Source organism: Mesorhizobium sp. M0983 (assembly GCF_040318975.1).
Taxonomy (GTDB): domain Bacteria; phylum Pseudomonadota; class Alphaproteobacteria; order Rhizobiales; family Rhizobiaceae; genus Mesorhizobium.
In genome coordinates this window covers 507,111-531,742 of sequence record NZ_JAMYNH010000001.1, presented here as the reverse complement: position 1 = coordinate 531,742, position 24,632 = coordinate 507,111, and the positions used below count along the sequence as shown (strand labels likewise).

Annotated in this window: 23 protein-coding genes; 16 read left to right on the top strand and 7 right to left on the bottom strand. The window is 62.9% G+C overall.

What is annotated here, in order from left to right; genetic code table 11:
- The first annotated feature begins 74 nt into the window (after positions 1 to 74).
- From NKH71_RS02710 to NKH71_RS02700, 3 genes are all read left to right on the top strand, one after another.
- A complete protein-coding gene (locus tag NKH71_RS02710; RefSeq protein WP_023719975.1) occupies positions 75 to 1,346 on the top strand; it encodes a beta-ketoacyl-ACP synthase in 1,272 nt (423 codons plus the stop codon).
- An 84-nt stretch (positions 1,347 to 1,430) separates the two neighbouring features.
- The gene (locus NKH71_RS02705) at positions 1,431 to 2,459 is read left to right on the top strand and encodes a zinc-binding dehydrogenase (RefSeq protein ID WP_352640462.1); all 1,029 of its coding nucleotides are present in this window, start codon (positions 1,431 to 1,433) and stop codon (positions 2,457 to 2,459) included.
- Between the two features lie 2 nt (positions 2,460 to 2,461).
- Positions 2,462 to 3,454 carry a lipid A biosynthesis lauroyl acyltransferase gene (locus NKH71_RS02700; RefSeq protein ID WP_352640463.1) on the top strand — a complete coding sequence of 331 codons (993 nt, stop codon included), beginning with the start codon at positions 2,462 to 2,464 and terminating at the stop codon, positions 3,452 to 3,454.
- A 150-nt stretch (positions 3,455 to 3,604) separates the two neighbouring features.
- Here the strand turns inward: NKH71_RS02700 and NKH71_RS02695 are convergent, their stop codons facing one another.
- Entirely contained in the window at positions 3,605 to 4,033 is a 429-nt protein-coding gene (locus NKH71_RS02695; protein ID WP_023719972.1) for a L,D-transpeptidase, read from the bottom strand.
- Positions 4,034 to 4,255: 222 nt separating this feature from the next.
- On the opposite strand from NKH71_RS02695, the gene NKH71_RS02690 reads away from it, so the two are divergent.
- From NKH71_RS02690 to NKH71_RS02665, 6 genes are all read left to right on the top strand, one after another.
- Entirely contained in the window at positions 4,256 to 5,545 is a 1,290-nt protein-coding gene (locus NKH71_RS02690) for an acetylornithine deacetylase/succinyl-diaminopimelate desuccinylase family protein (RefSeq protein WP_352640464.1), read from the top strand.
- A gap of 130 nt (positions 5,546 to 5,675) precedes the next feature.
- Positions 5,676 to 7,154: an ABC transporter substrate-binding protein gene (locus NKH71_RS02685; protein ID WP_023719970.1), complete on the top strand. Its 1,479-nt coding sequence runs from the start codon at positions 5,676 to 5,678 to the stop codon at positions 7,152 to 7,154.
- A 243-nt stretch (positions 7,155 to 7,397) separates the two neighbouring features.
- Entirely contained in the window at positions 7,398 to 8,345 is a 948-nt protein-coding gene (locus NKH71_RS02680; protein ID WP_352495965.1) for an ABC transporter permease, read from the top strand.
- Positions 8,342 to 9,211, top strand: coding sequence for an ABC transporter permease (locus NKH71_RS02675; protein ID WP_352894246.1), 870 nt, complete (start codon positions 8,342 to 8,344; stop codon positions 9,209 to 9,211). The genes NKH71_RS02680 and NKH71_RS02675 overlap by 4 nt, the downstream gene beginning before the upstream one ends.
- Positions 9,208 to 10,830 carry an ABC transporter ATP-binding protein gene (locus NKH71_RS02670; protein ID WP_352792094.1) on the top strand — a complete coding sequence of 541 codons (1,623 nt, stop codon included), beginning with the start codon at positions 9,208 to 9,210 and terminating at the stop codon, positions 10,828 to 10,830. Before NKH71_RS02675 ends, NKH71_RS02670 begins: the two co-directional genes overlap by 4 nt.
- A gap of 254 nt (positions 10,831 to 11,084) precedes the next feature.
- On the top strand, positions 11,085 to 11,366 hold the full coding sequence (locus NKH71_RS02665) for an Imm53 family immunity protein (protein WP_352894243.1): 282 nt from the start codon (positions 11,085 to 11,087) through the stop codon (positions 11,364 to 11,366).
- 205 nt (positions 11,367 to 11,571) lie between these two features.
- Here NKH71_RS02665 and NKH71_RS02660 read toward each other — a convergent pair whose 3' ends face one another.
- Positions 11,572 to 12,003, bottom strand: a complete 432-nt coding sequence (locus tag NKH71_RS02660; protein ID WP_352792093.1) for a tellurite resistance TerB family protein — start codon at positions 12,001 to 12,003, stop codon at positions 11,572 to 11,574.
- Positions 12,004 to 12,196: 193 nt separating this feature from the next.
- Between NKH71_RS02660 and NKH71_RS02655 the strand changes: the two genes are divergently transcribed.
- The 3 genes from NKH71_RS02655 to NKH71_RS02645 all read left to right on the top strand — a co-directional run bounded on the left by NKH71_RS02655 (position 12,197) and on the right by NKH71_RS02645 (position 13,800).
- Positions 12,197 to 12,367 (top strand): hypothetical protein, encoded by a 171-nt coding sequence (locus NKH71_RS02655; protein ID WP_023676480.1) that lies wholly within the window; start codon positions 12,197 to 12,199, stop codon positions 12,365 to 12,367.
- A 109-nt stretch (positions 12,368 to 12,476) separates the two neighbouring features.
- Positions 12,477 to 13,304, top strand: coding sequence for a helix-turn-helix domain-containing protein (locus NKH71_RS02650; protein ID WP_352791996.1), 828 nt, complete (start codon positions 12,477 to 12,479; stop codon positions 13,302 to 13,304).
- Between the two features lie 73 nt (positions 13,305 to 13,377).
- Positions 13,378 to 13,800, top strand: a complete 423-nt coding sequence (locus NKH71_RS02645; protein WP_023719962.1) for a VOC family protein — start codon at positions 13,378 to 13,380, stop codon at positions 13,798 to 13,800.
- Here the strand turns inward: NKH71_RS02645 and NKH71_RS02640 are convergent.
- Together NKH71_RS02640 and NKH71_RS02635 are read right to left on the bottom strand one after the other, a co-directional pair.
- A complete protein-coding gene (locus NKH71_RS02640) occupies positions 13,797 to 15,266 on the bottom strand; it encodes a cobyric acid synthase (RefSeq protein WP_352791995.1) in 1,470 nt (489 codons plus the stop codon). The genes NKH71_RS02645 and NKH71_RS02640 overlap by 4 nt on opposite strands.
- 1 nt (position 15,267) lies before the next feature.
- Positions 15,268 to 15,882, bottom strand: a complete 615-nt coding sequence (locus tag NKH71_RS02635; protein WP_352791994.1) for a dimethylsulfonioproprionate lyase family protein — start codon at positions 15,880 to 15,882, stop codon at positions 15,268 to 15,270.
- A 137-nt stretch (positions 15,883 to 16,019) separates the two neighbouring features.
- Here NKH71_RS02635 and NKH71_RS02630 point away from each other — a divergent pair, with 137 nt between their 5' ends.
- The 4 genes from NKH71_RS02630 (at position 16,020) to NKH71_RS02615 (ending at position 19,446) form a co-directional block, all read left to right on the top strand.
- Positions 16,020 to 17,186 carry an isobutyryl-CoA dehydrogenase gene (locus NKH71_RS02630; RefSeq protein WP_023719959.1) on the top strand — a complete coding sequence of 389 codons (1,167 nt, stop codon included), beginning with the start codon at positions 16,020 to 16,022 and terminating at the stop codon, positions 17,184 to 17,186.
- A 44-nt stretch (positions 17,187 to 17,230) separates the two neighbouring features.
- The gene (locus NKH71_RS02625) at positions 17,231 to 17,599 is read left to right on the top strand and encodes a four helix bundle protein (RefSeq protein WP_023719958.1); all 369 of its coding nucleotides are present in this window, start codon (positions 17,231 to 17,233) and stop codon (positions 17,597 to 17,599) included.
- 62 nt (positions 17,600 to 17,661) lie between these two features.
- Positions 17,662 to 18,546 carry a 3-hydroxyisobutyrate dehydrogenase gene (gene mmsB, locus NKH71_RS02620; RefSeq protein ID WP_352484536.1) on the top strand — a complete coding sequence of 295 codons (885 nt, stop codon included), beginning with the start codon at positions 17,662 to 17,664 and terminating at the stop codon, positions 18,544 to 18,546.
- A 486-nt stretch (positions 18,547 to 19,032) separates the two neighbouring features.
- Complete coding sequence (locus NKH71_RS02615) at positions 19,033 to 19,446, top strand: VOC family protein (RefSeq protein ID WP_156948098.1); 414 nt, start codon at positions 19,033 to 19,035, stop codon at positions 19,444 to 19,446.
- Positions 19,447 to 19,557: 111 nt separating this feature from the next.
- Here NKH71_RS02615 and NKH71_RS02610 read toward each other — a convergent pair whose 3' ends face one another.
- The 3 genes from NKH71_RS02610 to NKH71_RS02600 form a co-directional block, all read right to left on the bottom strand.
- Positions 19,558 to 20,937, bottom strand: coding sequence for an aspartate aminotransferase family protein (locus tag NKH71_RS02610; RefSeq protein ID WP_352484535.1), 1,380 nt, complete (start codon positions 20,935 to 20,937; stop codon positions 19,558 to 19,560).
- Positions 20,938 to 21,177: 240 nt separating this feature from the next.
- Positions 21,178 to 23,247 (bottom strand): prolyl oligopeptidase family serine peptidase, encoded by a 2,070-nt coding sequence (locus NKH71_RS02605; RefSeq protein ID WP_352484534.1) that lies wholly within the window; start codon positions 23,245 to 23,247, stop codon positions 21,178 to 21,180.
- A gap of 94 nt (positions 23,248 to 23,341) precedes the next feature.
- A complete protein-coding gene (locus NKH71_RS02600) occupies positions 23,342 to 24,502 on the bottom strand; it encodes an MFS transporter (RefSeq protein WP_352484533.1) in 1,161 nt (386 codons plus the stop codon).
- Between the last annotated feature and the right edge of the window lie 130 nt (positions 24,503 to 24,632).

Genomic DNA, 24,632 nt, shown 5'->3' with positions numbered 1-24,632 from the left:
AGCATCGCACCGAAAGTGTGACACGGTTTTCGGGCGATCCGATGCTCCAAGAGAAACAGGTTTTTGGACAACAAATGGCCAATCTGAACGACCACATGGGCAGGCCGATCGTCGCCGTCACTGGCATCGGCGTGGTGACCTCGCTCGGTGTCGGCAAGGCCGACAATTGGGCGGCACTTACGTCAGGCAAATCCGGCATCCATCCGATCACCCGCTTCCCGGTCGATCATCTCAACACCCGCATCTCCGGCATGGTCGATTTCCTGCCGTCGAGTTCCAAGGGCGCCAGTCTCCTCACCTATGAGCTTGCCGAAACCGCCGCCCAGGAAGCGATGTCGGAGGCGGGCCTCGATGCCGGCGATTTCGGCGGACCGCTTTTCCTCGCTTCGCCGCCGGTCGAACTCGACTGGAGCGAGCGCTTTTCGCTCTACAATTCCGACACGCACGATACCGGTGCAGAGAGGCTCCTGCGGGTGGCGCGCGGCCTGAGGGAACTCGACATTTTCGAGACCACTCAGTTCGGTTCGATCGCCGACCGGCTTGCCGATCGTTTCGGCACGCGCGGCCTGCCGATCACGCTGTCGACCGCCTGCGCCTCGGGCGCCACGGCCATCCAGCTCGGCGTCGAGGCGATCCGCCGCGGCGAATGCGACCGGGCGCTGTCGATCGGCGCCGACGGATCGGCAACCGCGGAGGCGCTGATCCGCTTCTCGCTTCTGTCGGCGCTCTCCACCCATAACGACATCCCCGAAAAGGCATCCAAGCCGTTCTCCAAGGATCGCGACGGCTTCGTGCTGGCCGAAGGCTCGGGCGCCCTTGTGCTGGAATCGCTGGAGGCAGCACTTGCCCGCGGCGCCACCATTCTCGGCATATTGCGCGGCTGCGGCGAAAAGGCCGACGACTTCCATCGCACCCGCTCCAAGCCGGACGGTTCGCCGGCGATCGCGGCGGTGCGCGCCGCCCTTGCCGATGCCGGCCTGAGCGAGGACGGGATCGATTATGTCAACGCCCATGGCACCTCGACGCCCGAAAACGACAAGATGGAGCATTTGTCGCTGTCGACGGTGTTCGGCGAGCGTATCTCGTCAATGCCGGTCTCGTCGAACAAGTCGATGATCGGCCATACCCTATCGGCAGCCGGTGCCGTCGAGGCTGCATTTTCGCTGATGACGATGCGCGAAAGCGTCATTCCGCCGACCATCAACTACGACAATCCCGACCCGGCGATCGTGCTCGACGTGGTGCCGAACACCAAGCGCAACGCCGAGGTCGGCACGGTCCTGTCGAACTCCTTCGGCTTCGGCGGCCAGAACACCTGCCTTGTCATGGCGCGGGAACCGGTCTAAGCGACCGTTCCGCTCTAGCACTGTTGTCGTGCGCATGGTCCTTTCCGAAACGGTTCTCGGGTCATGCGCAACCTGGGATCTGGCATGCGCGCATTGCAACTTATCGAGGATCGCCGGCTTGAAACGGTGGACCTGCCACCACCGCCGCCGCCTTCGCTCGGCGAGGTGACGCTGCGCATCAAGGCCGTGGCGCTGAACCACATCGACGTCTGGGGCTGGCGCGGCATGGCTTTTGCCAAGCGCAAGCTGCCGCTGGTCGTCGGCGCCGAGGCTTCCGGCGAGGTCGAGGCGGTCGGCCCCGGCGTTTCCAGCCTTGTGCCCGGGCAATTGGTGTCGATCTACGGTGCCCGCACCTGCGGTCTTTGCCGCGCCTGCCGCGAAGGCCGCGACAATCTCTGCGAGCATGTTTCGGGCGTGCACGGCTTCCATCTCGACGGCTTTGCGCAGGAAAAGATCAACCTGCCGGCGCGCCTTCTGGTCCCCGCGCCGCCCGGCGTGAGCGAGATCGGCGCGGCGGTGGCGCCGGTTACCTTCGGCACGGTCGAGCATATGCTGTTCGACAATGCCCGGCTGCAGCCCGGCGAGACGATACTGGTCCATGCCGGCGGCTCCGGCATCGGCTCAGCCGCCATTCAGCTGGCCAAGAAGATGGGCTGCACGGTCATCACCACCGTCGGCTCGAACGAAAAGATCGACAAGGCCAAGGCGCTCGGCGCCGACCACGTCATCAATTACCGCGACGACCGCTTCGAAGGCGTCGTGCGCAAGCTGACGAAGAAGAGGGGCGTTGACGTGGTGTTCGAGCATGTCGGCGCCGACACCTTTGCCGCTTCGATGCTGTGCCTGAAACGCGGCGGACGGCTCGTCACCTGCGGCTCGACCTCCGGCGTGTCGACGCAGATCAATTTGATGCAATTGTTCCAGCAGCAGCTGAAGCTGCTCGGCTCGTTCGGCTGCCGCATGGAAAACATGGCCGACGCCATGCAGAAGATGGCGGCAGGTCTGGTGGCGCCGGTGATCGACACCGAGGTCGGTTTCGACGGCATCGATGCCGCGCTGAAGCGCATGGAGGGCCGCGACGTGTTCGGCAAGATCATCCTGCGCGTCGGCTGAGAATGATCGGCAACGCTTTCAGGAAGATCCGCAGGGACCTGGGATTCCGCTATGGCAGGCGGCTTCGCCAGTTCAACTACTGGCTGGTCGCGCGGGTTGCGATGATCATCATCTCCGCGCTGCGGCTGCTGCCGCCCGACCGGGCGCTCAATTTCGCCGACCGCGCCGCCCGCCGCATCGGCCCTTGGGTGCAGCGCCATCAAGTTGCTGTCGACAATCTGCGCAAGGCCTATCCGGAAAAAAGCGATGCCGAGATCGAGGCGATCGCTTCCGATATGTGGGGCAACATGGCTCGCCTCGCCGCCGAATATATCTTCCTCGATGCCCTATTCGACTATGATCCCGCTGCGACAAAGCCGGGCCGCGTCGAGGTCAAGGGCGAGCAGCATTTCGTGCGCATCGCCGGCGAGGACAAGCCGCATATCGTCTTTACCGGGCATCTCGGCAATTTCGAGCTGCTGCCTGTCGCGGCCGCCACTTTCGGCATGAACATCACGGCACTGTTTCGCCCGCCCAACAATCCTTACCTAGCCGATTACATCCTCTCGACCCGCCGCTCGAGCATGGGATCGCTGCTGCCGTCTTCGACCGGCGCCTCGTTCGCGCTTGCGGCCGTCCTCGAGAAAGGCGGCAATATCGGCGTGCTGGTCGACCAGAAATTCACGGGCGGGCTCGAAACGACGTTCTTCGGCCGCCCCTGCGAGAGCAACCGGGTTCTCGGCACCCTGGCGCGGCACTATGACTGCGATGTCTATCCGGCGCGCTGCGTGCGCCTGCCGAACAATCGTTTCCGGCTCGAGATCGAGGACAAGCTCACCTTGCCGCGCACCGCAGGCGGCAATGTCGACGTCCCCGCCACCACTCAGCTTCTCAACGATGTGGTCGAGCGCTGGGTGCGCGAAGACCCTGGCCAGTGGATGTGGTTCCACAAGCGCTGGGAGATCAGCAAGCGCAGAAAGCGGCGGCCGTTGAAATTGCGCGACAAAGCCGCCTGAGCGGAAATCATAGCAAACATTTTCCGCTACTGACGTATTTTGTTCTTGCTTTGTACCGGCAGCTATGCTACTAACTTCGGTATGGTGCTACTTGGCGCCGACGAACCTGCCGCTCCGGCGGGTTTTTTATTTTCGGGCCCAGTGACAGGCCTAATTCGTCACCAGGATCCGCGTGTTGCCGAAGCCGGCTTTGCGCACCATCGAATAGAAGGCCGCGGCGTTGCTGGGGTGGAGGCGCACACAGCCATGCGATGCCGGGCGCCCCAATTGCCGGACGGCACCGGTGCCGTGGATGGCATAGCCGCCGCGGAAGAACACCGAATAGGGCATCGGCGACATATCGTATTTGCGCGAATACCACATCCTGGCCGTCCGCTGCGGACGATAGCTGCCGCGCGGCGTGATGTAGCCTTTGCGGGCGGTGGAAACGCTCCACCGGTAATACGAAAGCCCGTATCTTACCGTCATCGTCTGTGAGGAAATATCAATGTTCGCGACCAGGCTGGCCGCCCGGCCCTCGAACGACGAACCGAACAGCATCGCTACCAATGCTGCTGCCATGAGAACAGTGTTTTTCATGCGATCAAACCCCTTTGATGCCCCTTGCCTGCCTGCCCTCACGCTGTTCTCCAGCATTTTGATGGCAAGCCAGCGAGCTAACACCTACTCCCTGACGATTTCACCAATCCAAAGCAGCGAATTTGAACGATTTCCCGCAATAGTTGCCGTAACGACACGCAATCGCCTCGCAATTCGCCATCGGGCTTGCAAAACCGCCTCATCCGCTGCTCAATTCGCCGAATGAACGAACCGAACGAACGGCTCCTCAAGGCGATCGATGACCGAGCCGATGATCTGGTTGCGCTGGCCGCGGATCTGATCCGCTTTCCGACCATCAACCCGCCCGGCGAAGCCTATCAGCCGTGTGCCGAATTTATCGGCGCGCGGCTGAAGAAGCGCGGTTTTGAGATCGAATTCATCCGTGCCGAAGGCACGCCCGGCGACACTGACCGTTATCCGCGCGTCAACGTCGTCGCCCGCTTCGATGGCCGCGCGCCGGGTGCTTGCGTGCACTTCAATTCGCATATCGACGTGGTCGAGCCCGGCGACGGCTGGAGCCTCGATCCGTTCGCCGGCATCGTCAGGGATGGCAAGGTCTATGGCCGCGGTGCCTGCGACATGAAAGGTGGGCTTGCCGCCTCGATCATCGCCGCTGAAGCCTTCATGGAGGTCTTTCCCGATTTTCCCGGCGCCATCGAGATTTCGGGGACGGTCGACGAGGAGTCCGGCGGCTTTGGCGGCGTCGCCCATCTGGCCAAGCTCGGCTATTTCTCCAGGCCGAAGGTCGACCACGTCATCATTCCCGAGCCGCTCAACAAGGACCGCATCTGCCTCGGCCATCGCGGCGTCTGGTGGGCGGAGATCGAGACCAAAGGCGAGATCGCGCACGGCTCGATGCCGTTCCTCGGCGACAATGCGGTACGCCATATGGGCGCCGTGCTGCGGGCCTTCGAGGACGAATTGTTTCCGGTGCTCGACCGCAAAATGACGCGCATGCCGGTCGTGCCCGAAGGCGCAAAACGCTCGACCATGAACATCAACTCGATCCATGGCGGCCAGACGGAGGATTTCCGGCCCGGCCTGCCCTCGCCCAACGTGCCTGATTCCTGCCGGCTGACCATCGACCGCCGTTTCCTGCTCGAAGAGGATCTCGGCACGGTCAAAAGCGAAGTGATCGATATCCTCGAGCGGCTGAAGCGCGAGCGCAAGAAATTCGATTACGAAATCCGCGATCTGATGGAAGTGCTGCCGCTGATGACCGAGCGCGACGCACCGGTGGTGAAGGCGGTCGCGCAAGGCATCATGGAGATATTCGACCGCGAGCCGGATTACGTGATCTCGCCCGGCACCTACGACCAGAAACACGTCGCCCGCATCGGCCACATCTATGACTGCATCGCTTATGGGCCGGGCATTCTCGACCTTGCCCACCGACCCGACGAATGGGTCGGCATTGCCGATATGTTGGACTCGGCAAAGGTGATGGCCATCGGCCTCGGCGTTCTGCTGAGGGGGGCCGGCCCGCAATGATCCGGCCATGGGCGGAAAAACATTCCTCCCGGCGGCGGCGGACGGTACGAAACGCAATTTACTCGGCGGCGAATTCACGCTTCTATCCGCCGGGTTTCAGCACGTGTTTTAGCATATGGGGAGTTGCACGATGAAATTGTGGAAAACCATTCTGGCCGCAGCGGCGCTGGCGTTGGCCGCCGGAACCTCGGCGATGGCCGCGCGAACTGACCTGGTCATCGGCATTCCGCTCGAACCCCCGCATCTCGATCCGACCGCGGGTGCCGCGGCTGCGATCGACGAGGTGCTCTACGCCAATGTCTTCGAGGGCCTGACCCGCATCGGACCGAACGGCGAAGTGCTGCCCGATCTCGCCGAAGGCTGGAGCATTTCCGACGACGGCAAGGTCTACACTTTCAAGCTGCATACAGGCGTGAAATTCCATGACGGCAGCGACTTCAACGCCGACGACGTGAAATTCTCGCTCGATCGTGCCCGCGCCGACAATTCCGTCAACGCGCAAAAGGGCCTGTTCGCCGCCATCGGCAAGGTCGAGGTCGTCGATCCCGCGACGGTGACGGTCACGCTGAAGAACCCGCAAGGCTCGTTCCTTTACAATATGGGCTGGGGCGACGCGGTGATCGTCGCGCCTGAGACAGCCGACACCAACAAGGAAAAACCGATCGGCACCGGCCCGTTCAAGTTCCAGAACTGGGCCAAGGGCTCATCGATCACGCTGGTCAAGTCGGACAATTACTGGGGCGCCCCGGTGTTCCTCGACAAGGCCGAGTTCCGCATCGTTCCGGACGCCGCCGCCGCCGTTCCGGCGCTGCTTTCCGGCGACATCCAGGCCTTTCCGTTCTTCGATCCTGACAGTGTCGCCCAGGTCAAGGACGACCCGCGCTTCAAGGTGGTGATCGGCTCGACCGAGGGCGAAACCATCCTGTCGATCAACAACAAGAAGCCGCCCTTCGACAAGCTGCAGGTCAGGCAGGCGATTTCCTTTGCGCTCGATCGCAAGGCGATCATCGACGGCGCCTCGGCCGGCCTCGGCGTGCCGATCGGCTCGCACATGTCGCCCGCCAGCAAGGCCTATGTCGACCTCACCGGCCTCTATCCGCACAATGTGGACAAGGCCAAGGAGTTGCTGAAGGAAGCCGGCCTGGAGAATGGCTTCAAGGCGACGCTGAAGCTGCCGCCGCCCTCCTATGCGCGGCTTGGTGGCGAGATCATCGCCTCCGAGCTTCGCGAAATCGGCATCGACCTCGAGATCATCCCTGTCGAATGGGCGCAGTGGCTTGATCAGGTCTTCACCAAGAAGGATTACGACCTGACCATCGTTTCCCACACCGAGCCCAACGACATCGATATCTATTCGCGCAAGGACTATTACTTCAACTACGACAATCCGGCCTTCGACAAGATCATCGACGAGCTGAACCTTACCTCCGACGAGGCCAAGCGCATGACGCTGCTCGGCGAGGCGCAGAAGGTTCTGGCCGATGACGCCGTGGTCGGCTTCCTCTACGAATTGCCGAAGGTCGGCGTCTGGGACGCCAAACTGCAAGGCCTATGGGAAAACGCCCCGATCCAGGCCAACGACCTGACCAAGGTGAAGTGGACGGATTGAGCCGCTGACAGAAGGGCGAAAGTTGCACTCCGTCACACCCCCCTCTGTCCTGCCGGACATCTCCCCCTCAAGGGGGGAGATTGAGCCCTCATCGCAGCTTTCGCTAACCACTAGCGTTGCAAGGACAGTGTCAGCGTGGAAACTGCCAATCTTCCCCCTTGAGGGGGAGATGTCCGGCAGGACAGAGGGGGGTGGGCGGGAACGACACCCTAGCCCGATCTTTGCGTCCGCACTGGTCCCCTCATGACCGCCTATCTCCTCAAGCGCCTCGCCATCGCCGTCGTCACGCTGGTTCTGGCCTCGATGGTGGTCTTTGCCGTGCTGGAGATCATTCCCGGCGACCCGGCACGGCTGATGCTTGGCCTGAACGCCAGCGCCGACCAGATCGAATTGCTGCGCAACCAGATGGGCCTCAACGCTCCCGTCGTGCTGCGCTATCTGCATTGGGCCGGCGGGCTGCTGAGCCTCGATTTCGGCCGTTCCTATACCTATTCGGTGCCGGTCATCGATCTGGTCCGCGAGCGCCTCGTCGTGTCGCTGCCGCTGGCGCTGATGGCGCTGGCGCTGTCCACCGTCATTGCCATCCCGGTCGGGCTGTTTTCCGCCAGCCGTAGCGGCCGGGCCGGCGACACGATCGCTATGGGCGCCGCCCAGCTTGGCGTCGCCGTGCCCAATTTCTGGTTTGCGCTGATGCTGATCTATCTGTTCGCCGTCTGGCTGCGGCTGGTGCCTGGCGGCGGCTTTCCCGGCTGGAGCGCCGGCGTCTGGCCGGCGCTGAAATCGCTGCTCCTGCCGGCAATCGCACTCGCTCTGCCGCAGGCGGCGATCCTCGCCCGGGTCACCCGTTCAGCGCTGATCGAAGTGCTGAGCGAGGACTACATCCGCACCGCCCGCGCCAAGGGCCTGCCCTATCGTATTGTCTTGTGGCGGCACGCACTGCGCAACGCCATGCTCCCGGTGGTCACCATTCTAGGCCTGCAATTCGCCTTCCTGCTCGCCGGCACCGTCATCATCGAGAACGTCTTCTACTTGCCCGGCCTCGGCCGGCTGGTGTTCCAGGCGATCAACCAGCGTGACTTGATCGTGGTCGAGAGCGTCGTCATGCTGCTGGTCGCCGCCGTCATCGTCGTCAATTTCGTTGTCGATCTCTCCTATGCGGTGGTCGATCCGCGCCTGAGAGGCCGGCAATGACGCTGCACATCGACATCCCCGACGAGAACCTTGCCGGCATCCTGGCCAAGGTGTTCAAAAACCGTTCGTTCCTCGCCGGCTTCGTCATCACCGCGCTGGTGGCTGCGGTCGCGATCCTCTCCTTCTTCTGGACGCCTTACGATGTCACCAGGCTGGTCATTTCCGACAAGACCCAGGCGCCATCGCTGGCGCACTGGTTCGGCACCGACCATTTCGGTCGCGACATCCTGTCGATGATCATGGTCGGCGCCCGCAACTCGATCGCCGTGGCGCTGGTGGCGGTCGGCATCGGCATGGGCATCGGCGTGCCGCTCGGCGCCTTTGCCGCGGCGCGCGGCGGCATCGCCGACGACGTGCTGATGCGGCTGAACGACCTGGTCTTCGCCTTTCCGGCGCTGCTTTCGGCAATCATGATCACCGCCATCTTCGGGCCGGGCGCGTTCAACGCCATCATCGCCATCGGCATCTTCAACGTCCCGGTGTTCGCGCGCGTCGCCCGGGCCGGCGCCCTGGCGATCTGGCCGCGCGAATTCATCCTCGCCGCCCGCGCCGCCGGCAAAAGCAGGACGCTGATCAGCATCGAACATGTGCTGCCCAACATCGCCACGCTGCTGCTGGTGCAAGGCACCATCCAGTTCGCGCTGGGCATATTGGCCGAAGCCGGGCTTTCCTATGTCGGGCTGGGCACCCAGCCGCCGATGCCGAGCTGGGGCCGCATGCTGTTCGACGCCCAGACCCGCATGGTGGTGGCGCCCTGGATGGCGATCTTTCCGGGCATGGCGATCGTCGTCACCGTGCTTGGCCTGAACCTGCTTGGCGACGGCATTGCCGACATTCTCGATCCGAAATCGCGGCGGCAGCGATGAGCCTGCTCGAAATCGACAAGCTGTCGCTGACCATCGGCAGCACCCGTATCCTCAGAGACATCGAACTTTCCGTCGCGCCGGGCGAAGTGATGGGGCTCGTTGGCGAATCCGGCTCCGGCAAGTCGATGACGGCGCTCACCGTCATGCAGCTTCTGCCCTGGGCGGCGCACACCAGCGGACGCATCACCTTCGACGGCATCGACATCCTTGCCGCCAGCGAGGACCAGATGTGCGCGCTGCGCGGCGACGATATCGGCATGGTGTTCCAGGAGCCGATGACGGCGCTCAATCCGGTCAAGACCATCGGCGAGCAGGTCGCCGAGGGTATTCGCTGGCACACCAGGGCAAGCCGCGCCGACGCCGAGGAACGGGCGCGAAAAATGGTCGACCGGGTCGGCCTGCCGGCAGCACAATTCCCGCTGTCGCGTTATCCGCACGAACTCTCCGGCGGCCAGCGCCAACGCGTCGTCATTGCGATTGCCTGTGCGCTGAAACCCAAGCTGCTGATTGCCGACGAGCCGACCACCGCGCTCGACGTGGTGCTGCAGGCGCAGATCCTCGACCTTCTGCGCGACCTCGTAGCGGAAAACCGCATGGGTCTTCTGCTCATCTCGCACGACCTCGCCGTGGTGACGGAGATGGCGGACCGCATCACCATCCTGCGCCATGGCGAGGTGATGGAGGCCGGCGACACGGCCCGCACGCTATCCGAACAGCTTCACCCCTACACGCGCCAACTGGCGCAGGCCTCGATGCATTTGCCGGTGCGAGCCCGCACGCATGACAGCGGATCAGCCAAACCGCTGCTTCAGGTAGCGAACGTAACGCGGGACTATCGCGGACGGCGCATATCGCTGTTGAAACCGGCAGCTCCCATCCGCGCCGTCGACGATGTCTCCTTCTCGATGGCGCCCGGCCAGTCGGTGGCGCTCGTGGGGCGCTCCGGCTGCGGCAAGTCGACGCTCGCCCGCATGGTCCTGGCGCTGGACAAGCCGACGGCCGGTACGATCCGCTTCCGTGGCGACACCCTCACCGGCAAGAGCGAGGCGGAGCTGAAGCCGGCGCGGCGCGACATGCAGGTCGTGTTCCAGGACCCGTATGGTTCGTTCGACCCACGCCAGAAGGTCGAGAGATTGGTGGCCGAGCCGCTGCATGTGCTGGAGAAGAAGCCGGCGCCCGCCGCGCGGCGCGAAATGGTGGCGCATGCGCTGCACGAGGTCGGCCTGTCGCCTAAAGACATGGACAAATATCCGCACGAGTTTTCGGGCGGCCAGCGCCAGCGCCTGTCGATCGCCCGCGCCATCATCACGCGACCGAAGCTGGTCGTCGCCGACGAGCCGGTCTCGGCGCTCGATGTCTCGATCCGCGCCCAGATCCTCGATCTGTTTGCCGAGCTCAACCAGAAGCTCGGCATCGCCTATCTGTTCATCACCCATGATTTGACCGTCGCCCGCGCCATCACCGACGAAGTGATGGTCATGCATGACGGCAAGATCGTCGAGCGCGGCAGGACGAGCGAAGTGCTCGACCACCCGCAATCCGAAGCTGCCAAGGCGTTGGTCGCCGCCGCTCCCGATTTGCATCGGGCAATTGCGAAACGGCTGCAAGAACAGGGGTGAGCAGCTTCGTGGCACGGCTTGATCCACAAAGCATACCTACCCCCTCACGTGAAAACTACACCGATCGCGGTCAATCAGGCGAGCGGAGTGTCGAGTCTAGCCACAAAGAAAGCAAGGATTCGACCGGCAACAATGGCGGACATTAGAATGGCTAAGGAGGCGGCGAAACGGGGCGTCGGGACCCTGTAAAGCCAAATCCCAACAAAGGAGGCGATAAACCTCCTTCTGTTCCAAACGACTAACAGGAGGGGCTAATGGTCGACCTATCAATGCTCGAGTGGTTAGAGGAGTGGTACCAAGGGCAGTGCAACGGCGATTGGGAACACCAATACGGCATAAAAATTGATACGATCGACAACCCTGGATGGGAAGTTTCAATAGATTTGCACGGGACGCAGCTCTATGGAAGAAAGTTTACAGACGTAAGCTTTCAGTATGGCGAGGAAATAGATTGGTTTTTTTGTAACAGTCAAGGATGGTACTTTCAAGGGATTTGGAGGGGCAAGGAACTTGTCGAAGATTATCGAACAGTTTAAAAAGTTTGCGATGGAGACGCAAAGGTAAATAGAGAAATTAGATGCCTAAAGATTTTTTTCGCTAGATGTACAAAACTGGAACTACGGTGACAGTGCTGGACCTCACCACATAAATGAGACACGGCAATTTCTGTGACAGGTTATCCTGGAGGATGACCTATTACAGACAAAATGACGCTCAGAACGTCAGCAGTCAGCCGATGACTCAGTCTTGCGGCTTCACCACATCGGCCGGGCTGATGTCGAGCAGGTCGAGGGTGCAGCGCAACAGCTGCATCTCGCTTCCGGCAAGTTGCGAATCGGCCTTGGCGATCTCGGCCATGTGACGGGCGAGCAGCTTGCGCCGCTCGACGTCGAGGTCGCGAAACTGAGCGATGGCTTGCGAGCCGTTGGTCTCGTAGCCGAATTCGTTGAGATACTCGATGACGCTGTCGATGCTGGTTTCGGGAATGCCGAAGGCGTCCCGGCAGATACGCCTGAAGGCGGTCATTTCGCTCTCGCTGACCGACCCGTCGGCCAGGATCATGCGGAACAGCATCAGCAATTCCGCCGACAGCACCGGATCGTCCGCCACCTTGCGCACGCCGGGATCGCCGTCGAAGATCGAGCGTATCTGATCCAGCAATCCCATCGCCATCAGCCCCTTCCGATTCGTCGGGAAGGTAACGCGGAATCGGCTTGGCGCAAACGGGGTGCGCATAGTCGAACCGGCCATATTCTCGCCGGAAAACTGCTGGCCGATCCGGCAAGCCCCGCTGCGCGCGCATTGGTGTGTGACCGCGCGACTGATACTATGCGGCTGTACGAATCATGTTGAGGAGGGACCGGACATGAATCTCAGTGCGCCTACCCAGCTTATTTTCATCATATCCCTTGTCATCGCCATCATCGGCGTTCTCGCCGCGCTTGGCGTTCTTGCGTTTATCCCTTTGAATGCCGCGTGGATTGTCGTCATCGCCTACATCGTGCTGGCCGCCGGCTGCCTGATGCGCGGCGCTTAAACACGTCCAGACAATTCAGAATCTCAGCCAACTCGCCGCCCCCGCCAAAACGCGGGGCGCTTTTGATTCTGCAGGATGGTCTGTTAGAATTCCTGGACGAGGGAAGCACATGCCCGCCAGCGAAGACGGCAGCCGCCACGACGGCCCAGGGCTCGATCGGTTCGAGATGGTGCGGCGCGCGCCCAGTCATCGGCTTCAAGGCGCCGTCACCGACATGTGCGGCTTTCGCGAAACCATGCCAGGCCATTTCCGCGTCATCGAATATGCCTCGCTGACCGTGCCGCTGGTCATCAGCTTTGCCGAACCCTTTGCCATCGGGCTCGGCAGGGACCCCGGCGACAATGACCGCTTCGCCAGTTTTGCCGCCGGCCTCTACGCCGGGCCGGTGGTGATCGAATCCTTCGGCGGCGCCTGTTGTGTGCAGATCAATTTCACCCCGCTCGGCGCTCGTCGCTTCTTCGGCCGGCCGATGAGCGAACTGACCGATCGCATGGTCGGCCTGGATGACGTGCTCGGCGTTGGAGGCGTCGCGCTTCGCGAAAGGCTTGGCAATGCGCCGGATTGGAGCTCACGCTTTGCCATCGCCGAGGCCTTCGTCGCCGACCGGTTGGCAACCACAGACGGCACTCAAGCCGAAATTGTCTGGGCCTATGAGACGATCGTCTCGACGAGTGGTCGGACCCGCATCTCGACGCTGGCCGAAAAGCTTGGCTGGAGCCGCAAGCATCTCGCCGGAAAATTTTCGGGCGCGGTCGGCGTTGGACCCAAGACGCTCTCGCGCATCGTCCGCTTCAACCACGCGCTTTGCCTGTCGAGAAAGGCCAACAGCGATTGGGCCGACATCGCCGCCGACTGCGGCTATGCCGACCAGGCGCATCTGGTGCGCGAGTTTCGCGACCTCGCAGGCGTCACGCCGACGACTGTCGCCGTGAGGTAACATTTCTTCAAGACGCGCGACCGGCCTTCGCCCAGACTGGGTTGATCGACCAACACAGCGAAGGAGATCAGCCATGCCGAACACCACCGAAGCACCGCGGCTTTACCCGGCGCTGCGCTACAGAAATGCCGGCAAAATGATCGACTGGTTGTGCGAGGCCTTCGGCTTCAGCGTCCGCACCCGCTATGGCGAAGGCGACGTGGTGCACCATGCCGAACTCGCATTCGGCTCCTCGATCATCATGCTCGGCACGGCCCGCGACGATGCCTATGGAAAGATGGTCGGCGCGCCCGGCTCGGGCGGCGGCAAGTCGATCTATGTCGCGGTCGCTGACGCCGACGCGGCATACGCTCGGGCAAAAACCGCCGGCGCCGAGATTCTGGAAGAGCTCACCGACCGCGACTATGGCAGCCGCGAATTCATCTGCCGCGATCCGGAAGGCAATGTCTGGTCGTTCGGCACCTACTGGCCGAAGGCTGACGAAGCCGCCAGCTAACGCGCCAGCCCGAAAATCGCGTCGCAGTCGAGGTGGGTTTCCAGTTCGGCTGCGATCTCGTCCAGTGCCCGTTCGACCTCGGCGCGGTAGTCGATGCCGCCGCCCTTGACGCCGAGGCTTTCGAGGAATTTCGCCCGGAAGGCGTCGGCGGAAAACAGCCCGTGCATGTAGGTGCCTGACACCTTGCCGTCGGCGGAGATGGCGCCGTCATCGACGCCGTTGATAACGGCGGATGGCCGCAGCGTGTCGGAACCGGTGGTGCGGCCGAGATGGATTTCGTAGCCCTCGAGCGGCAGATCGAACGGCACCGAGCGCGCGCTGACATTGCGCACCGTCTTTTCCGGCTCCATAACCGTTTCGACGTCGAGCAGGCCGAGGCCTTGCGTCTCGGTAACGCTGCCCTCGATGCCGTAGGGATCGCGCACGCTATGGCCGAGCATCTGGAAGCCGCCGCAAATACCGACGATATGGCCACCGCGTTTCCTGTGCGCGGCAAGGTCGCGGTCCCAGCCATTCTCGCGGAATTTCACGAGATCGCCGATCGTCGACTTTGAGCCGGGAATGACCACCAGCCCTGCATCCTGCGGCAGGCGTTGGCCAGGCGGCACGAACACCATCTCGACCTGCGGTTCGGCCTTGAGCGGGTCGAGGTCGTCGAAATTGGCGATGCGCGAGAGCACCGGCACGGCGATCTTCAGCGCGCGCCTCTGGCCGGACGCCAGCCGTTCGAGCACGACGGAATCCTCCGACGGCAGCCGCGCCGCCGCCTTCAGCCACGGCACGATGCCAAAACAGCGCCAGCCAGTGAATTTTTCGATCGCCTCGATGCCGTCATCGAACAGCGAGACATCGCCACGGAACTTGTTGATGAGGTAGCCGACGATCATACGCCGGTCCTCCTCCGGCAGGATCAGATGGGTGCCAGCGACCGAGGCGATGACACCGCCGCGATCGATATCGCCGACCAGGATCACCGGCACGCCGGCGCGCGTCGCAAAGCCCATATTGGCAATGTCTCGGCTCCTGAGATTGATCTCGGCCGGCGAGCCGGCGCCCTCGACAATGACCAGATCGGCGCCCTCGCCGACCTTCGCCCAGGAGTCCAGCACCGCATCCATCAACCGGCCCTTCAGCGCCTGGTAGTCGCGCGCCCGCGCCTCGCCGAACACCTTGCCCTGCACGACAACTTGAGCGCCGACATCGGTCTGCGGCTTGAGCAGCACCGGATTCATGTGGATGGTCGGCGGCACGCCGCAGGCGATCGCCTGCAGCCATTGCGCGCGGCCGATCTCACCGCCGCTTGAATCGCCGGGAATATCGGCGACGGCGGCATTGTTCGACATGTTCTGCGGCTTGAACGGCCGCACTTTCAAGCCGCGGTTCTTCGCCGCGCGGCAAAGACCGGCGACGAGCACCGTCTTGCCGACATCCGAACCCGTGCCCTGCAGCATGATTGCCTTGGCCATATCAGCCCCTGCCCTGCGCAACGGTTCCGGTGATCGTCGACTTGGCTGCCAGCGGGCCGCCGCGCCAGAGATAGAGCGCCAGCAGCGGCTCCTTGCCGGTGCGCATGGCATGGCTGACGTCAGAGGCATGGTGTATCAACTCGCCCGCCGCTCGAAGGCGAAAACCGCCATCGCCCATGCGCCATTCGGCGCCGCCGGTCAGCGGGATATAGATCTCCTCCGCGACATGATGGTGATCGGGGTAGACAATGTCGGGCCCAAGGATCAGCAGGCCGGCCGCGACCTCTTCATTGACGAAATGACCGCGCGTGCCGAATACCTCCAGCCAGCCGTAATTGTCGATGAAAATCTTGCCGAAATCCGCTTCGCCATAGGTCTGGCCCCAGCGCAGATCGCCGCGACGCTGCGCAACCAGCCGCGCCAGCGGCTTGGCCGCAGCGGGAGCGAGTTCGACGATACGGTCGAGCAGGACGAGACAAGGCAGTGCATGCGGTTCGAGCGGCCGGCTTGGCATGTCCCAGCCGATTCGGGCCACGGCGTCGCGCACCAGCGCATCATCGAACGTCTGGAGATAGGCATGGAAGCGTCCAAGCAGTTCGTCGAAATTTGTCGTCACACTTTGCTCCAAAGCGCATTCGCACACAGCGGCTGCGCAGACGGTCGGGTTGCGCGGCGGCATCATTGGTCTAGATTGGACGGCGCGCAAAGCCAAAAACGACAGGCCAGCAGGCCGGAAACATCAGGGAGCACGCCATGGACGCCGCTGTCGATGCGGGCACCAGCCAGTTCGAACTCAACGAGGACCAGCGCGCCATCCAAGAGATGGCCGAGGCCTTCGCCGCCGATCGTGTGGCGCCGAACGCACTCGACTGGGATCGCAACAAATATTTCCCCGCCGACGTGATCCGCGAGACCGGCCCGCTCGGCCTTGGCGGCATCTATGTCCGCGACGATGTCGGCGGCTCGGGGCTCGGCCGGCTCGACGCCGTGCTGATCTTCGAGGCGCTTTCGCGTGCCGATCCGGCGTTTTCCGCCTTCATCTCGATCCACAACATGGCAGCATCGATGATCGACCGCTTCGGCAGCGACGAGCAGCGCCGGCGCTTCCTGCCGAAGCTGACCTCGATGGAATGGCTGGCAAGCTACTGCCTGACCGAGCCGGGCTCGGGCTCGGATGCGGCGGCGCTGAAGACGCGCGCGGTCAAAAGCGGCAGTGACTATGTGCTGAACGGCGCCAAGCAGTTCATCTCCGGTGCCGGCGACAGCGACCTCTATGTCGTCATGGCGCGCACCGGCGCCGACGGGCCGAAAGGCATTTCCACCTTCGTCGTGTCGAACGATGCGCCCGGCCTTTCCTTCGGCGCCAACGAACACAAGATGGGCTGGCACATGCAGTCGACCCGCCAGGTCGTCTTCGAGGACTGCAAGGTGCCGGCGGAAAACCTTTTGTCGGCAGAAGGCGCCGGCTTCGGCATCGCCATGGCCGGGCTCGACGGCGGCCGCTTGAACATCGCCGCCTGTTCGCTCGGCGGCGCGCAATCGGCACTCGACAAGGCTCTCGCCTACACCGCCGAGCGCAAGGCCTTCGGCTCGAAGATCAACCAGTTCCAGGCGCTGCAGTTCAAGCTCGCCGACATGGAGACCGAATTGCAGGCAGCACGCATCTTCCTCTACACCGCCGCCTCGAAGCTCGACCGCAAGGCGCCGGATGCCGGAAAATGGTCGGCGATGGCCAAGCGCTTCGTCACCGACACCGGCTTCAACGTCGCCAATGACGCCCTGCAGCTGCATGGCGGCTATGGCTATCTGCACGATTACGGCATCGAGAAGCTGGTACGGGACCTGCGCGTCCACCAGATCCTCGAAGGCACCAACGAGATCATGCGCGTCATCATCGCTCGCGCGCTGATCGGACGGTAAGGCAGTAGGCAGTAGGCAGTAGGCAGTAGGCAGTAGGCAGGAAGATGACCGGCAAGATCAATTCGTACAAGGATCTTATCGTATGGCAGCAGGCGATGGATCTGGCCGTCACCACCTACTCCTTGACCAAGGCATGGCCAAAAGAAGAATTGTATGGGTTGACCAGCCAAATTCGCCGCTCAGCAACCTCTATTCCTGCAAACATCGCGGAAGGTTATGGTCGAGACAACAGAGGCTCCTATCAGCAATTTCTCAGGATAGCCCAAGGATCGTTGAAGGAGTTCGAGACACACCTTCAGATCGCTGAACGCATTGGCCTTGCCACGCATGACCAAGCTTATCACGTACTGTTAGCGACCGAGGGCATCGGAAAAATGCTTCGCCAACTTATTAGCAAACTTGCGCCCGAATAGGTCGCCTACTGCCTACTGCCTACTGCCTACTGCCTGCCTTACCCAAACCGCGGAGTGCCATTATGACCACCATCGCCTTCATCGGCCTCGGCAATATGGGAAATCCGATGGCCGCCAACCTGGTCAAGGCCGGGTATGCCGTGCACGGCTTCGACCTGGTGCCGGAAAACCTCGTCATCGCCAGGGAGCACGGCGTCGTCATCATGGCCAATGCCGTTGCGGCGGTAAAGGATGCCGATGCGGTCATCACCATGCTGCCGGCCGGCAAGCATGTGCTGTCGGTTTACGCAGACATCGCGGCCAAGGCGAAAAAAGGCGCGTTGTTCATCGATTCCTCGACCATCGACGTCGAGTCGGCGCGAAAGGCCCATGCCACCGCGGCCAAGCACGGATTGCTGACGATCGACGCGCCGGTCTCCGGCGGGACGGGCGGTGCGGCGGCCGGCACGCTGACCTTCATGGCCGGCGGTTCGAAGGACGCCTTCGCCAAGGCCGAACCGATCCTCAAGCCAATGGCCGGCCGCATCGTTCATTGCGGCGACGACGGCGCCGGGCAGGCGGCGAAGATCTGCAACAACATGATTTTGGGCATTTCGATGATCGGCGTTGCCGAGGCCTTCGTGCTGGCGGAAAAGCTCGGCCTGTCGCACCAGGCGCTGTTCGACGTCGCCTCGACCTCGTCCGGCCAGTGCTGGTCGCTGACCACTTACTGCCCGGTGCCCGGCCCTGTGCCGACATCGCCCGCCAACAATGGCTATAAGCCCGGGTTTGCAGCGGCACTGATGCTGAAGGACCTGAAACTGTCGCAGGAGGCCGCACAGAGCGTCGGTGCGGCAACGCCGCTCGGCGCCGAGGCAGCCCAGCTTTATGCGCTGTTCAACGCACAAGGCAATGCCGGCGCGGATTTTTCCGGCATCATCAATTTCCTGCGCGGTGACCCTGCGTAAGGTCAAATTTCATAGTTTTCGATCTGCCCAAAGCGGAAAGTCGGCAAATTTAGGTTTGCTTAAGCTCTTGCTAACCCTGCAGTAACGATGTGCGTTTAAAACGGATTGCGAGGCGGACATCCGCCCGGCGCTCCGGATCAGGTCTCGCGTACCGGAGCCCGTAAGTTTCGCCGTAAGTTTCGCAAGTGTATTGTTGGCGAAGCACCATGCGTATCTGGCAAAGCCGCGTTCCGATGGAGCGCGGTTTTTGCGTTTTCGCCATGTCGTCGGAGCTATATTCCGATTGCCGCGTCGCTGATGCGGCCCTTCGGTGCTGTCTCAGTTTGAATTTCCGCTCACGACCCCCACATGAATTTCGGCTCGCTACCATTTCCACCGAGCGGGCTCGAAAGCTTGAAGGCAACCCAGTTGCAGACATAGTCGCGAAGACTATTTCATTAGAGGCTATACGGCCGCACGAATCTCTTCACATATTGAGGTCCCGCAATGGCGCACGAGCCTCGAAAAAGACCATTATTCCGCAAGCTCGATAATCATCTATTGCGGGTGAGCGACCTCGATGCAGCCGTATCGTTCTATGGGGATCGTCTCGGTCATGCGCTCGTTTGGCGGGACGATGAAGCCGCCGGCTTTGCGCTGCCTGAAACCGATGCGGAGCTGGTTGTCCATCTTCATATCGGTCCCGAGACCGACATCCTGGTCGATAACGTGGACGACGCGTTTGAGGAATTCTTGGCCGCCGGCGGTGAGGCTGTGCAACCGCCATTCGAGATCGCGGTCGGGCGGTGCGCCCGTGTCCGCGATCCTTTCGGCAACATTGTTGTGATCTTGGACCAATCGAAAGGGATGTTGGTCACTGACGCGAAGGGGCACGTCATCGGTGTCAAGGCGGGCCAGTGATCACGCGTGGTCGTCGATACTGCCAACAGCCTCGCCTGGCGAACTCTTCGCCATAAAGCGGCATTCAAACTCCGGGCGCCCGATTACCGGACGCCCGGCGATCGTTCCATCTTACCGCTTGCGCAAATCTGCTTCGGCCAGGTCGAGCGCCCTGGCGATGCGGTCGCAGGCCATGTCGATCGTCTCGCGCGTCCAGATCAGCGGCGGCGACAGGATCATCGTGTCGCCGGTGGCGCGCAGCATCATGCCTTGGGCAAGGGCGTGGTCGCGAACCATCACCGCCGCGCTGCCGGCCGGCAGGAAGCGCTCCTTGGTCACCTTGTCCTTGACGATCTCGATCGCCCCCATCAGCCCGAACGAGCGCACCTCGCCAACCAGATCATGCCCACCGAAACGTTCCTGCAGCGCCCTGGCGAAGTAAGGCCCGGTGTCGTTCCTGACGCGCTCGACCAGGCCCTCGCGCTCGATGATCTCGAGGTTCTTCAGTGCCACCGCGCAGGCCACCGGATGCCCGGCATAGGTGTAGCCGTGATAGAATTCGCCGCCCTTTTCGACCAGCGTCGCCGCGATGCGGTCGCCGACAAGCAGCGCCGACAGCGGCTGATAGCCGGAGGTCAGCGCCTTGGCCGTGGTGATGGTGTCGGGCTCGACATCGAAGGCTTGTGCGGCGAACCACTCGCCGGTGCGGCCATAGCCGGTGATAACCTCGTCCAGCATCAGCAGGACATCGTATTTGCGGCAAATGCGCTGCACCTCCGGCCAGTAGCTCATCGGCGGGATCTTCACCCCGCCTGCCCCCATCACCGGCTCGCCGATGAAGGCGGCGACCTTATCGGCGCCAGCTTCGAGGATCGCGTCCTCGACCGCTTTTGCCGCGCGCAGGCCGAAATCATGGTCGCTTTCGCCGGGCAGTGCGAGCTCGTACGCATAGGGCATCATCACGTGGACGATGTTGGGCACGGCGCCGCCGAGCTGGTTGTGCATCAAATCCATGCCGCCGAGCGAGGCACCGGCTATGGTCGAGCCGTGGTAGCCCATCTTGCGCGAGATGATGCGGTTCTTCTCGGGGCTGCCTTCCAGCACCCAATAGTGGCGGACGAGGCGCAGCGCCGTGTCGTTGGCCTCCGAACCGGATGAGCCGTAGAACACCTGGTTGATGTGCCTTGGCGCGATCTCCGCCAGCTTTTTCGACAGCAGAACCGGCGTCGGCGTCGAGCATTTGAAGAAGGAGTTGTAGTAGGGCAATTCCTTCATCTGGGCGTAGGCGGCGTCGGCAAGCTCGTCGCGGCCGTAGCCGACATTGACGCACCATAGCCCGGCCATGCCGTCGAGGATTTCCGTCCCTTCGGCATCGTAGATGAACGGACCGTTGGCGTGAGTGATGATGCGCGAGCCGGTCTCGCGCATCTCCTTGTGGTCGGTGAACGGATGAAGGTGATGCGCGGCATCGATCTGCTGAAGCTGCTTCAGCGAATAATTCTGGTAGGTCATGTCTGGTCTTTCCTCTTGAACCAATCCGGCAGCTTTCGCGCCGGGGCGGATTCGTTAGAGGACAGCGGGCGGCGAATAGCCGATACGGGCGCACAGCCGCAACAGCTCGGCGCGAAGCGTGCGCGGCGACGGCGTCACCGCCACCCCAAATGCGCACCCCGATTTCGCCAGCCGAGCCATGCATGTACCTTAGGCTGCCTCCAGCCCTCAGTTCAAGCCGTACCGGTCAAGCGATGTCGGTCAATTGGTGCCAGTCAGGGCCCGCTGCAGGAAGACGTACTTCATCGCCGCCTGTGCGGCCTGCGGCCGCCGATCGCCGCGCCCGCCATGCCCGCCCTCGGTCTCTTCGAAGAACAGCGTCTTGCCATGGCCCGCCGCCTGCAGCCGCGCCGCCATCTTGCGGGCATGGCCGGGATGGACGCGGTCGTCGGCAGTCGAGGTCGTCAGCAGTACCGGCGGATAGGCTGCATCCGTGTCTACATGCTGGTAGGGCGAATAGGAGGCGAGCCAAGCTGCCTCTTCCGGCTTCGCCGGATCGCCATACTCGGCCATCCATGACGCGCCGGGCGGCAGCTCGGTGTAACGCAGCATGTCGAGCAGCGGCACGTCGATGATCACCGCGCCGAACAATTCCGGGCGTTGCGTCAGCGAGACGCCAGTCAGCAAGCCCCCGTTCGAACCGCCCTGGATGCCCAGCGTGGCCGGTGTGGCGATGCCGCGTTTGACCAGATCTTGCGCCACCGCTGCGAAATCGTCGAATGCATTCTGGCGATTGGCCTTGAGCGCCGCCTGGTGCCAGTTCGGGCCGAACTCGCCGCCGCCGCGGATGTTGGCCTGCACATAGGCATTGCCCTTCTCCAGCCACAGCCTGCCGCGCACGCCGGCATAGCCGGGCAGCAGCGGCACTTCGAAGCCGCCATAGCCGTAAAGCAATGTCGGCACCGGCCCGTCCTGGTCGCGCCGCCTGACGACGAAGTACGGGATCATCGTGCCGTCCTTCGAGCGCGCCTCGAACTGTTCGGAGACCAGGGACGACGCATCGAAGCGCGCCGGCTGCGACTTCACCGTTGCCAGCGCCGCGGCATTATCGTCCGACCAGATGATCGAGCTCGGCGTCAGGAAATCGGTGAAGGAGAAGGAGACGCTGGAGCCGAAATGCTCGGCATGGCTGATGCCGACATTGCCGTTTTCGGGCAATGCAACGGGCTTGAACTCCCAGCCGCTGTCGCTGCGCTCGCCGGCGATGACCTTGCCGCGCACATTGTCCATCAAATTGATGAACAGCCGGGCCTGCGTGCGGGCGATGCCGGCGATCGAGACACGGTGCGCCGGCTCGAGCACGATATCGATGGATCCGAACAGACCGGTTTCGATCCAGCGCTCGAAATCGAGTGAATAGAGCCCGTCGGGCTTGCACAGCGTGCCGTCCGGCGCCGTCCACGGGGTACGCACGCCGAAGACAAGCTGGCCCTTGAACAGCGCCGTATCGGTGACGTCGTCCGGCAACGGGATGCGCCGGTTCTCGCCAGAAGGCAGCCGCAGGAAACTGTGCGAGGCGAAGAAGTCGAGCGTCCGGGCCAGGAAGACGTGGCGCCTGTCACCGTCGAATTCGACGGATCCGCCGGCGGCGAGATCCTGCTTCAGCGCCTCGAAGATCGGCATCGCCGCTTCCAGTGGCGTGCCGCGCCGCCAGAGCTTGACCACGCGCGGATAGCCGGACTGGGTCTTGTCGTCCTCCTCGAAGGCGGCGGAAACGATGACCGTGTCCTCGTCCAGCCAGCTGAAGTTCGATTTCGAGGCGGGAGCACGAAAGCCACCCTCGACGAAGGACCTGCTTTCGATATCGAATTCGCGCATCTCGCTGGCATCGCCGCCATCCGGCGACAGGCTGAGCAGGCAGCGGCTGAAATCGGGGTAAAGCCGGCTGGCGCCGCTGAACACCCATTTCACCCCCTCTTCCGCCGCCAGACTGTCGAAGTCAATGATCGTCTGCCAATCCGGCTTGTCGGTCTTGTAGGACGCGACGGTGGTGCGCCGCCAGAGGCCGAGTACGTTCGTGCGGTCCTGCCAGAAATTATAGACATGGCCGTTGATAGCGGCCCCGACGGCGATGTTATCCTCGGCCGTCATCAGGTCGAGCGCGGTCTGGAACGTTGCCTGGTAGGACGGGTCACCCTGCAATTCGGCGACAGTGATTTCATTCTGGCGATGAACCCAGTCGAGCGCTCGCTGGTCAGTCCTGCCCTCCAGCCAGAGGAAGGGATCTTCGGCCGCCGGATCCGGTTGGGCCTGGCTGTTCAATTTGGTCATGAGGTCTCCGGTTGAGTCGGGCGTCGGCATCGCCAAGATCGACACGGGGCCGCTAATATTCAAGTCATTGCGTCAGAACGGCGACTTCAGGCATTCACACCATCCGCCTTCGAATGACCGTTACAAGCGCCAGCGCCAGGCAAATGGCGCCAAGCGTGAGCGGCAGGCCGCCTGCGCCAACAACATCCATGGCGCCGCCCGCCAGCGGCGGCACGGCGATGCCGCCGACGCCCCACATCAGCGAAAAGGCGGCGTTGCCGGCGACCAGCGCCGAGCCGGTGAACCGCTCGCCGAGCTCGATGATCGACATCGTGTAGATGCCGTAGGAAACCGCACCCCAGATGAAGACGCATGGCCATATGAGCGGCGTCTCGATGAGAACCGGCAACAGCACGCATCCGAGCACCGTCACCGCCACACAGATGAACCGCACCAGCCGCGCCGTCAGTCGTTCCGCCAACAGGCCGAGCGGCACCTGCATAGCGATGTTGCCGGCGATCATCACCGACAGCAGCGCCGACATGCGCGCTTCGGCGATGCCGTAATGCGTTCCGTAGACCGGCAGCAAGGCGAGCACTGCCTGTTCGAAACCAGCGGCCACCACGACCGCCGACAACAGCAGCCACGCCTGCGGCACGAATCCCAGCACCGAAACCCGGTGCCCGCTCTCGTCGACCCTCGGCAGCCGTGCCAGCACCGAGGCAAGGCAGGCGCCGCAAAACAGGAATGCGCCGATGCCGACCAGAAACGGCGGCCATCCCACGGTGCCGACCGCAAGCAGGCACAGCGGCCCCGCCGCAAAGCCCGCCGAAATGATCGTCGAATAGATGCCCATGACGCGGCCGCGGCGTGCTGGCGGCGCCAGTGCGATCACCCAGACTTCGCTCAGCACGTAGAGCGGGTTGGTGACCCCACCGATCAAAAAGCGCAGCGGAAACCACAGATAGACATTTTGCGTCCAGCCGATCAGCGCCAGCACCAGCGCGGAAAGTGCCGCGCAAGTAAGCGCGGTGCGCCCGGCCCCGAAACGGCGCGACAGAGCCGGGACCAGCGGCGAGGAGACGATGAAGCCGATCGGCGTCATTGCCGCCGACAGGCCTATCATGGCCGGCGAGACGCCCTGGCGCTGCAGGATGAAGCTCAACAGCGGATAGCTCAGCCCTTGCGCAATGGCGAACACCGAGACGGTTGCGATCACGCCGGTGATGGCCGCCCATTGCACTGTCTCGCCGCTGTTCTGTTCCGCCCGGTCCATGATGCAGGATTAGCGTTTCGGTTCCGTCGCAGTAAGCACCGGCAACGAAAACCGCTTGCGCCAGCCGGAACGCGATCAAGAGGCTGACGATCCCGCCGGCTGCCCCCAGGGCATGTCGCTTCCCTCGTCC